The organism is Novipirellula sp., from assembly GCF_041583735.1.
Taxonomy (GTDB): domain Bacteria; phylum Planctomycetota; class Planctomycetia; order Pirellulales; family Pirellulaceae; genus Novipirellula.
In genome coordinates this window covers 1-9,170 of sequence record NZ_JBFHFD010000333.1, presented here as the reverse complement: position 1 = coordinate 9,170, position 9,170 = coordinate 1, and the positions used below count along the sequence as shown (strand labels likewise).

The window sequence follows — 9,170 nt, the reverse complement described above, 5'->3', positions numbered from 1 at the left end:
GTCGCTGCAGCGAGTTGAGCTTGATTTCTGCGGACGATGTTTTCGACTGATTCGTCGGAGACTGTACTGTCCCACTGGACATCCAGGATGGCGTCAGCCGGCGGACGGCCCGCGACCTCGGCGTAGACAAAGACGACGCGTTTGAGATTTTTGTGATAGATCGACTTCTCTTCATCGGCCATTTTGAATTGTCCGAGCGATCCAAGCTGAACGCTTTGCCCGGCGCTACCTTGAACGTAGATCTCTGCGAGATCGTCAATGGCGGATCGATTCTTGCGGGGCAGTTTCAGTTCGATCCACAGCGGTTCGACTTCACTTGGTACATGCATCACGGTGGCCTTGTAACCGCTCAATACTGCCGCGACGGTATCGGCAATCGCCTTGGTGGAAATCCCCGATAGCGCCGCCTTGGCTTTGTCGGTCTCAAATACGTAACGCAGCGAGTCGTCTTCGGCGCTGACATCCAGATCCACCACGCCGGGTTCCGCCGCCAATCGGGCTCTGACCGTCCGGGCGACCGCAATTTGGTCGTCATAGCTGCCTTCGGGCGGTCCATAGACCTCGGCTGTAATCGATGCCAGTACCGGCGGCCCCGGCGGTACCTCGACCAATTTTAGATTCGCCCCCAGCGACGTTCCCAGCTTGGTCACTTCGTCGCGAATCCGCAGCAAGATTTCGTGTGACTGTTGGACGCGAAAGTCTTTGCCAATCAAATTGACGCGAATGTCCGCCACATTCGCTCCTTGACGCAAAAAGTAGTGACGCACCATTCCATTAAAATCCATCGGCGATGCCACTCCGACAAAAACCTCGTAGTCACGCACTTCGGCAAGTCCGCCTAGGTAGCGGCCGATCCGGCGAGCGACAACGTCGGTGCGTTCAAGCGTCGTTCCCTCGGGCATGTCGATCACGATTTGAAATTCGTTTTTGTTGTCATACGGCAACATCTTGACGGGGACAAATCGAAACACCGGCAGCAGCAGCGCTGCGATAAACAATGCGGCAATTGCGACAAGCACTCCCACGGCATAAATGGTTTTGCTCAGGATCGGAGTCAAAACCGCCCGGCTGATTCGGTACAGCGGACGCTGGGCAAGATCAAATCCATCGCTGCGGACATCCCCCTCTTCGAAATGTTTTAGTGAGACCAGAGCCAACCATGGCGTGATTACAAACGCCACCAGCGTCGAGATCGTGACTGTCAGCGGAACGTTCAATGCCATCGGTCCCATGTACGGTCCCATCATGCCGGTGATAAACGCCAATGGCAAAAAACTGGCGATGATCGCCAGCGTCGACAGGATCAACGCCGGCCGCACCTCTTGCACCGCACGCAGCACCGATTGGCGAGGCGGCAAAATCTTCATCGCAAAGTAGCGGGCAATGTTTTCGACATCGGTGATCGGGTCGTCCACAAGCAATCCCAACGCCAAGATCAGGGCAAACATCGTGACGCGATTGATCGAATAGCCCACCATCAAATTGACAAACAATGTCAGGCTATAGCAGACCGGAATCGCCAACGCGATCACAATCGCAGGCCGCCATCCCATCACCAAGCCGATTAAACCGACCACGGTCAATACGGCGACCAATAAGCCTTCGATGAGCTCATTGACCTTTTCGTTCGCGGTTTCGCCATAGTCGCGTGTGATGCGAGCATGCACCCCGCGAGGCAAATGGGATCGCGACAACGATTCGATTTTCTCGTGAACCGCCTCGGCCACACGAACCGCGTTGGTCCCTTTGCGTTTGGCTATCGAGATGTTGACGGCGGGGAAAACGTCGGCGACATCTCCACGTTCCGGGTCGGCAGGACCAAAGCCGATCCAGCTATAGCTTTCTGCTTCGGCAGGCCCGTCAACGACCGTTGCGACATTCTTCAAATAGACCGGGCGATCGCTGGCTACATTGACGACAAGGTTTTCAAGTTCGTCGAGCGATTCAAAGAAGGTGCCTGTTTCAACCGCAAAGAGTTTGTCCTGTTGTTCAAAACTGCCGTTGCGAATGGTGACGTTGCCGACTTGCAAGGCACTGGCGACTTGCAGTGGTGAAGTGCGATGCGCGGCGAGTCGCTGCGCGTCAATGCGGACATAAACCCGCCGCGGTCGGCCGCCCACGACTTCGACTCGATTGGTGTTGGGAATCGCTTGCAATTCGTGCTGGATTTCTTCGGCGATCCGTCTCAGTTCATGATCGCCGTAACGATCACTGCGTTCGGACCACAGCGTGGCGATCACGATCGGGACATCGTCGACTTCGATTGGCTTGATTACCCATGACTGGACCGTTGGCGGGATCAGATCGGTTGACGAATTGATCTTGTTATAAAGTTTGACGAGTGAGTCTTCGCGATCCTCGCCCACATAGAAACGCACCGTCACGATCGCTTGTCCCGTCTTGCTCATCGAATAGACATACTCGACTCCATCAATTTGGTAGAGCAGTTTTTCGATCCGGTCGGTGACTTGCCGTTCCACTTCTTCGGCCGACAATCCCGGTGCGGAAACAAAGACGTCCGCCATCGGAACCACGATTTGAGGTTCTTCTTCGCGGGGCGTTAGCCAAAGCGATGCCGCACCAAGCAGTAGCGAGATGACGATCAACATGATCGCGACATCGCCGCGAAGAAAGACTTCAACGATTCGAGTTAAGAATGGAGTTTTCGTGTCATCGTTCATTCGTCACGATTCCTAGAAGCAGATTTCCTAGAGCCAGATTTCACTCGATGTTCGTTTCGTCCGGGGTGGGGACAGCAGACTCTGCGTGCAGAATCACGCGTTCACCGGCTTTTAATCCGCTTAGCACCTCGTGGCGTCCGGGCATTCCCATTTGACCGCTCTTGATTAAGCGACGTTCGACGACACCATCGGCAAGCACGACGTCGACAAAATCCAATTGGCCCATCCGGACGATGGCATCATCGGCAAGACACAAATGCCGTCGCTGGCCCGTGGGAATTCGTAATCGCCCAAACATGCCTTCATAAAGTTGGTTGGACTTTGGCAAATTCGCCTTGACCAAAAAGGATCGGCTGGGGGCATCGGCTTGCGGCACAATCTCGTCAATCGTAACCGGGAATTCTTGGTCCAAGGCGTCGACATAGACTTTCATCTCGTCGCCCAGATGCATCTTTACCGCGAGACTTTCCTGTACGGGGGTTTCGAGCCGAAGCGAGGTTTCGTCATAGAGCACTAGCAGAGGTTCGCCTGGCTTGGCGACGTCGCCGGGTTCGGCCAGTCGGTCAACAATCCGTCCGCTTTTCGAAGCGATGATCTTGGTGTACGACAGTTGGACCGCCGATTCCGAGACCGCTTGCCTGGCTCGACTCTCTTCGGCTTCGGCGACCTGCAGATCCCGCAGCGCCAAGTCTTGATCCGATGGCGAAGCGGCATTTTGTTTTTTGAGCGACTCGACACGCTCGAATTGTTTTTCCGCTTGAGCGCGGCGTGCGATTGCCGCTTCAAGACTTTGTTTGGCTTGATCCAAACGCGACTGAAACTCTTTGCTTTCGAGCTGAATCAATTCCTGGCCTTCGACGACTTGCTCGCCCGCAGTCACCCTGATTTCATCGATCGTCGCCAGCAATTTGGACGAGACCACCGTTCGGCTTGATGCCTTGAGTGTTCCGACCGCTTCTTCGATCGCTTGCTTGCGAATCTCGTGAACGACATCCGTGGGCTCGCCGGCATATTGCTGATCCCCGCGTGCGTTCCAGTCCGGAGCAATCTTGCTCTCGAACATGCCCGATAACCAAGCGATTGTCAGCACCATCAACACCAGTCCGGCAACCATCGCGAGCACGCGAGTGGAATTGGAAATGAGTTTGGGGATCCATGCAGTCTTCATCTGTCATCTCGCCTAGCGACCCAATGTTTTGAAACCACAACGTTTATGAACCACAACACGATCGATCGTTCTTCACTTGATTCCAGGGCATCTTGGCAAGCATCATGCCCATCAAACAGCTATCCAAGATGCCTGCCCCCGCCAAGCCGGCACCCATGATGGCCGCGATGATGGCAAAGTAGGGCGAGACGGTGATCGCCAAGATGCCGCTGATCAACACGATCGTGCCTGCGACGATGCGGACTTGCCGCTCAAGTGAGACGCCCTTTTTACCACGAACCACCGGATAACCCGCGGCATCCCAAGCCATCGTGCCACCGTCCACATTGACCACGTTGGCGTAGCCGGCGTCGATCATTTTCTGGCATGCCTTTGCACCGCGAGCTCCTGATTTGCAAATGACATAAAGCGTTTTCGCAGGATCACGTTGGCTCATCAAATCCGCGGGATCGAGCGAATCAAGCGGCACGTTTTCTGCCATCAACGCACGCACTTCACGAAATTCCAGCGGCGTGCGAACGTCGACTAAATCGATCTCGCCTCGCGCATCCAGCATCGCAAGCTCATCAACCGTGACCGTTTTGACGTCAGACATCTTTATTCCATCCTGCAATCTTGAGTGAGGAATCCCGCTTCGCGAAAAAACATCGCAAGCAAACGCTGAGCTGTTTGCATTTCGGCTGCCATCGTTCGGCGAATCGTTGCGTTGACCAACCATGGCGACCGGCCAAGGGATGGCTCGCCACAGCGCTTTCGTTGTCGGGATTCGCGGATCGAGCAAACGCGGGTCCCGCAACGTCCAAATATGTATGTTCAATATATCGTGACATTACGACATGTCAATCCATTGAAATTCGCTGGAACGATCGATTTGGGCGTGATAGCGTTAATCGAGACATATCGCACACCGCGACTGCGAACGCTGAGGTGGAGTCGAAGCGGTCGGCAGTGCGGCGCGGGGCAGCCCGGTGTAATGCGAGCGTTTGACTTGCCGCAGCGGTACGAAGGAGATGAGGCCGCGGGGAGGAATTGTTAGCGGTTAACCAAGCGGGCGAGTCGCTCTTTGAGGGCGCGGCCAAAACTGTCCATTGCACCTGGGCTGGGGATCAGTTCTTTGGGCGAAAATTCGTAATCGGCGCCGGTTTCATAACCGCAGGGTAGTGGAACGAATTTTAGATCACGCTCGGCGGCCAATCGCATGGCACGTTTCATATGCGACGCACTGGTGACCAAGCCCACTTTCCCCTGGCGTGGAAAACCTTCGGGAGGCGAAGCAAAGAAAGCTTCTAAGTTCTTCATCTCTTGGGATGTATTGTCACCGGGGGATTCGTAGATCTTGTCGCTTGGGACGCCGATCGATTCAAGCATCATTCGGCCCGCTTCGGCTGGCTGAATTCTTCCTAGCGATGAACCGCCGGTGCAAATGACAGCCTGGGTGTGCCCGGCGTGCCAAAGCTGGGCCGTATACATGATGCGTTGACCGGCGATCCCAAGCTCGGGAACCTCGTCATAGGCGATGGTAACCCCGCCGCCAAGCACCACGACACAGCGAAGCGGTTCGGACAAGGTGTCCAGTTGGGTGCGTGGTGGTTCGAGCCCATTCATGCTGGCATCAGCGACGTCGCCGTTGCCTGTGATCGAAATCAACGCGAACAGGATGGCAAAGACAATTCCGAAACGCGGGGCACCTCGACGAAAACAGAGCAGACTGGCGACCAGCGTGAACGTCCAAAGGATACCGAGTGGCATCACCAATGCGGTCGCACAGCGATCCGCTGACCCTTTGTCGTTTTGAATCCATGTCCACATCACCATGAAGATGTCAATCGCGGCGCCCCACGCAATACCCATCAGAACATTGCGAGCCGTCCACACGCGGTCTGGCGACGAGGCGTCTTCGGCGGACACGCCAGCAGGCTCGGGGCCCGGAGGGTTGACGACTGGATCGTTGGGGACTGGATCGTTGGGGACGGGGTGATTCATGATTTGCCAAAATTAGCCGGCGAAATAAAAAGGGATGCAACTACTGGAAAAGGGAAGCGGCGGGTTCTTGGACGAAAATTCGCGTTTATCCCGATTGCTTGCACCGCTGCGTGAGATTCCGTTGATTGCCGAATGAGCCTAGTTGAATGATCCAATACTTAATTGGCTCGAAAAATGCTTGCAAGAAGCGTGTCCAGCATCGAAGAATTTTTGCAGTGATACAATCCGGTTGAAACTTGGCGGCCCCGTTGTGACTTAGCGACCCCGTTGAAACTTAGCGACCCCGTTGAAACTTAGCGGCCCCGTTGAGGCTTAGCGGCCCCGTTGAGACTTGGCGGATTGCCCGCCTCGGGCTTGGGCAACTGAAACAGTCTAATCGAACGTGTCGGCATGAAAATGTTGGTTCTTTTGTCGTCGATGTTGGTAATCGGCTTTCGGATTTAATCGACTTTCGGATTCACAGGAGTGAAGGTATGCGATGGCGTGGACGTCGGCAGAGTGACAATGTCGAAGATCGTCGGGGGATGAGCGGACCGGTGGTGGCTGGCGGCGGCGCGGGAGTCTTGATCCTGGCGCTGATCGTCGCACTGTTGGGAGGAGACCCGCGGCAAGTATTGCAGCAACCACAGCAGGTGCCTGGGGCGCGAATTGGGCAAGCCAATGGAAATCGTGAGCTAACGCCAGCGGAAAGGGAGGCGGGGGACTTTGCCAAAACCATTCTTGCGGATAGCGAGGATGTGTGGACGCACTTGTTTCGCACTCAGCTGGGACGCGAATATGTCCCGCCGACGCTCGTCTTGTTTAGTGGCCAAGTGCGATCGGCGTGTGGCGGTGCGACTGCGGAATCGGGGCCCTTCTACTGTCCGGCCGACCGCAAGGTTTATCTTGACACCTCCTTTTTCGCTCAGTTGTCGGACCAATTGGGGGCTCCTGGCGATTTTGCCCAGGCCTATGTGATTGCTCATGAGGTCGGTCACCATGTACAAAACCTGCTGGGTTACACCGATCAAGTCCAGCAGGTCCGGCGGACTCGCAGTGAAATCGAGGCGAATCAAGCCTCGGTGCAACTCGAATTGCAGGCCGACTTTCTCGCAGGCTGCATGCTGCATCACTTGCAAAAGCAAAAGCAGGTGATTGAGGAAGGGGATATCGAAGAGGGCTTGCGTGCTGCGGCAGCGATTGGGGATGACCGGTTACAGAAGCGAAGCCGAGGTTACGTCGACGTCGAATCGTTCACGCATGGATCGAGTGAACAGCGACTGCGATGGTTTCGTCTTGGGCTGCAAACCGGCGATCTCCGTCAAGGCGATACGTTTAACACGAAAGATTTATAGGGTATGGCGAACGAAATTAACTTGGGACAACGTGTGATCGAGCTTGAAATCAAGATCACGCATATGCAACACGCTTACGACCAATTGAATGAAGTTGTCACCGAGCAGGCGATGCGGCAAGACCGCTTGCAAGCGGTGCTGAAGGCGATGAAGGAGAAAATGGACGATCTGAAGGCGACCAAGGAGCCGGCTCAGGATCCGTTGGATGAAAAACCACCTCATTATTGAGAGCGTCCCGCTCGGGGACGTTTGATTAGCCGATTTGGTTGGCGAGTTTTTCAGCGGCGGCGATCACCGGAGCGATACCGACCCCGTCCAAGGCATTGCTAATCAAGTGAATTCCGGGGGCGGTGGCGATCGATTCGCGGATTCGCTGGACGCGTTCGACGTGACCAAGCGTGTATTGAGGCATGGCGTTGTTCCAGCGAACGACGCGAGTGACGACGGGGATACCGCCGAGCCCGATCAGATCGGCCAACTCGCCGCGGGCGATATCCACCAGGGTTTCGTCGTCGTGTTCGAGCAGTTCGGGTTGCAGTGTCCCCCCGATAAAGACTCGCACGATGACGTGGTCTTGCGGAGCACGTCCGGCAAATTTCTCGCTGGCGAAGCTGGCCGCCAAGATTTTTCGCTTCTCGATCGGAGGCACGACAAAGCCGAACATGCGACGTTTTTCGGCGATGTCCTTGCGGCGAACCGCCATCACGACAATCGCTGTCGACGAGGACTTGATTGACGAAAGCTCCGCCGCAGCCGCGGGAGCGATGTTTAGTAACAACTGCGAACTGATCCGCGACGGGGTTGCCAGGACCACGTTGCGATACAGTCCCGAGCCTCCTTGGGTATCCCGGACCAACCAGCGGTCATCAAGCCGCTGGATCGACTGAACCCCACATTGCAAATGAACGGTTCCGACCGGCAACGATTCGCTAAGCAGTTGGGGCAGTTCGATCATTCCGCCTGGGAAGGCCCGGAATTGTTCGTAGCGAGCTCCGGCGCTGCTGCGTTCGACCGAATCTTGTCCTGATCGGCGACGTGCAAGCGTTGCTCGTGTCAACGAACCGTATTGACGCTCCATCTCGACGAATGCCTTCATTGTCGCGTTCATGCTGAGCGTTTCGACATCGGCCGTGTAGATGCCAGCGACCAAAGGGCCCACGATTCGCTGTAACACTTCGTTTCCGAGCCGACGACGGACAAAACTGGCCACGCTTTCGTCATCCAGCTTGGTTCGTTTGGGGACGCGCGCTTCGGCGGCCATTCGCAACTTGCCACGCAGCGACAGCAGTCCCGTCGTCAGCATCGGCAGCATCTTGGTCGCCCGCATCAACACGAATCCATCCGGCAACGGCTTTAACTTTCCGTGATGGACGATCATCGCGCCACGGCCGGTTTGATTGGGCAGGATCAAACGTTCTTCCGCCCCCAATTTCCGACACAAATCGATGGCTGCCGGAGGATTCAACGCGAACATGTCCGCGCCGTGGTCGAGCACAAAATCATCGATTCGCTCGGTATGAATCACCCCGCCCACGCGGTTGGACGATTCGAGGAGCACAAGTTTTCGATCGGGATTTTTCAGATGCAGATGGACGGCCGTGGCGAGTCCTGACAAACCGCCACCGGCAATTGCAACGGTTGATTCAGTTTCTTCAGACACGCCTGGCAGGATTCCGATCGAGAGAGTTTCGTTTGCAGCGGCGAGGGGTCAATTGCTGGGGCGACCCTTGTCACGGTGCGTCCGAGTTGTACTGCATTTCCATTTCTTCGCGATACTGGTCGTCCGAATAACCGTCGCTACCGCCGGATCGCGGGGAGCTGGACGATTTAGCGGGCTGCCAGGGATTGGAGATCCCCGAGGTATTTCCGGCAAGTCCCCCTAACACCGACGCAAAGGTTTGAGCTTGCTGGAAAACGCTTTCCATTGCTTTGTGAAACTCTTCGGCATTGGTTGCTGAGGCGAGTGTATCGATGGTGGGCTGCAGCATCGATCCCACCGCAGTG

8 protein-coding genes are annotated in these 9,170 nt (G+C 55.9%); 2 read left to right on the top strand and 6 right to left on the bottom strand.

Translation table 11 applies throughout. From position 1 onward, the window contains the following. The 4 genes from ABX962_RS21540 to ABX962_RS21525 form a co-directional block, all read right to left on the bottom strand. The coding region (locus ABX962_RS21540) for an efflux RND transporter permease subunit (protein ID WP_372722185.1) at positions 1-2,681 on the bottom strand (2,681 nt) is incomplete at its 3' end. A 40-nt stretch (positions 2,682-2,721) separates the two neighbouring features. After that, positions 2,722-3,849 carry an efflux RND transporter periplasmic adaptor subunit gene (locus ABX962_RS21535; protein ID WP_372722183.1) on the bottom strand — a complete coding sequence of 376 codons (1,128 nt, stop codon included), beginning with the start codon at positions 3,847-3,849 and terminating at the stop codon, positions 2,722-2,724. Positions 3,850-3,892: 43 nt separating this feature from the next. After that, entirely contained in the window at positions 3,893-4,444 is a 552-nt protein-coding gene (locus ABX962_RS21530) for a rhodanese-like domain-containing protein (RefSeq protein ID WP_372722181.1), read from the bottom strand. Positions 4,445-4,881: 437 nt separating this feature from the next. Then, a complete protein-coding gene (locus ABX962_RS21525) occupies positions 4,882-5,832 on the bottom strand; it encodes a YdcF family protein (protein ID WP_372722180.1) in 951 nt (316 codons plus the stop codon). 473 nt (positions 5,833-6,305) lie between these two features. Between ABX962_RS21525 and ABX962_RS21520 the strand changes: the two genes are divergently transcribed. Beyond that, positions 6,306-7,166 carry a neutral zinc metallopeptidase gene (locus ABX962_RS21520; RefSeq protein ID WP_372722178.1) on the top strand — a complete coding sequence of 287 codons (861 nt, stop codon included), beginning with the start codon at positions 6,306-6,308 and terminating at the stop codon, positions 7,164-7,166. Positions 7,167-7,169: 3 nt separating this feature from the next. Next, the gene (locus ABX962_RS21515) at positions 7,170-7,394 is read left to right on the top strand and encodes a SlyX family protein (protein WP_372722176.1); all 225 of its coding nucleotides are present in this window, start codon (positions 7,170-7,172) and stop codon (positions 7,392-7,394) included. A gap of 25 nt (positions 7,395-7,419) precedes the next feature. Here the strand turns inward: ABX962_RS21515 and hemG are convergent, their stop codons facing one another. Further along, the gene (gene hemG / locus ABX962_RS21510; protein ID WP_372722174.1) at positions 7,420-8,826 is read right to left on the bottom strand and encodes a protoporphyrinogen oxidase; all 1,407 of its coding nucleotides are present in this window, start codon (positions 8,824-8,826) and stop codon (positions 7,420-7,422) included. Positions 8,827-8,896: 70 nt separating this feature from the next. Then, the coding region (locus ABX962_RS21505) for a hypothetical protein (RefSeq protein ID WP_372722172.1) at positions 8,897-9,170 on the bottom strand (274 nt) is incomplete at its 5' end.

Coding starts and splice junctions, on each gene's coding strand:
- ABX962_RS21535 (WP_372722183.1), bottom strand. CDS start 3,849: ATGAAGACTGCATGGATCCCCAAACTCATTTCCAATTCCACTCGCGTG.
- ABX962_RS21530 (WP_372722181.1), bottom strand. CDS start 4,444: ATGTCTGACGTCAAAACGGTCACGGTTGATGAGCTTGCGATGCTGGAT.
- ABX962_RS21525 (WP_372722180.1), bottom strand. CDS start 5,832: ATGAATCACCCCGTCCCCAACGATCCAGTCCCCAACGATCCAGTCGTC.
- ABX962_RS21520 (WP_372722178.1), top strand. CDS start 6,306: ATGCGATGGCGTGGACGTCGGCAGAGTGACAATGTCGAAGATCGTCGG.
- ABX962_RS21515 (WP_372722176.1), top strand. CDS start 7,170: ATGGCGAACGAAATTAACTTGGGACAACGTGTGATCGAGCTTGAAATC.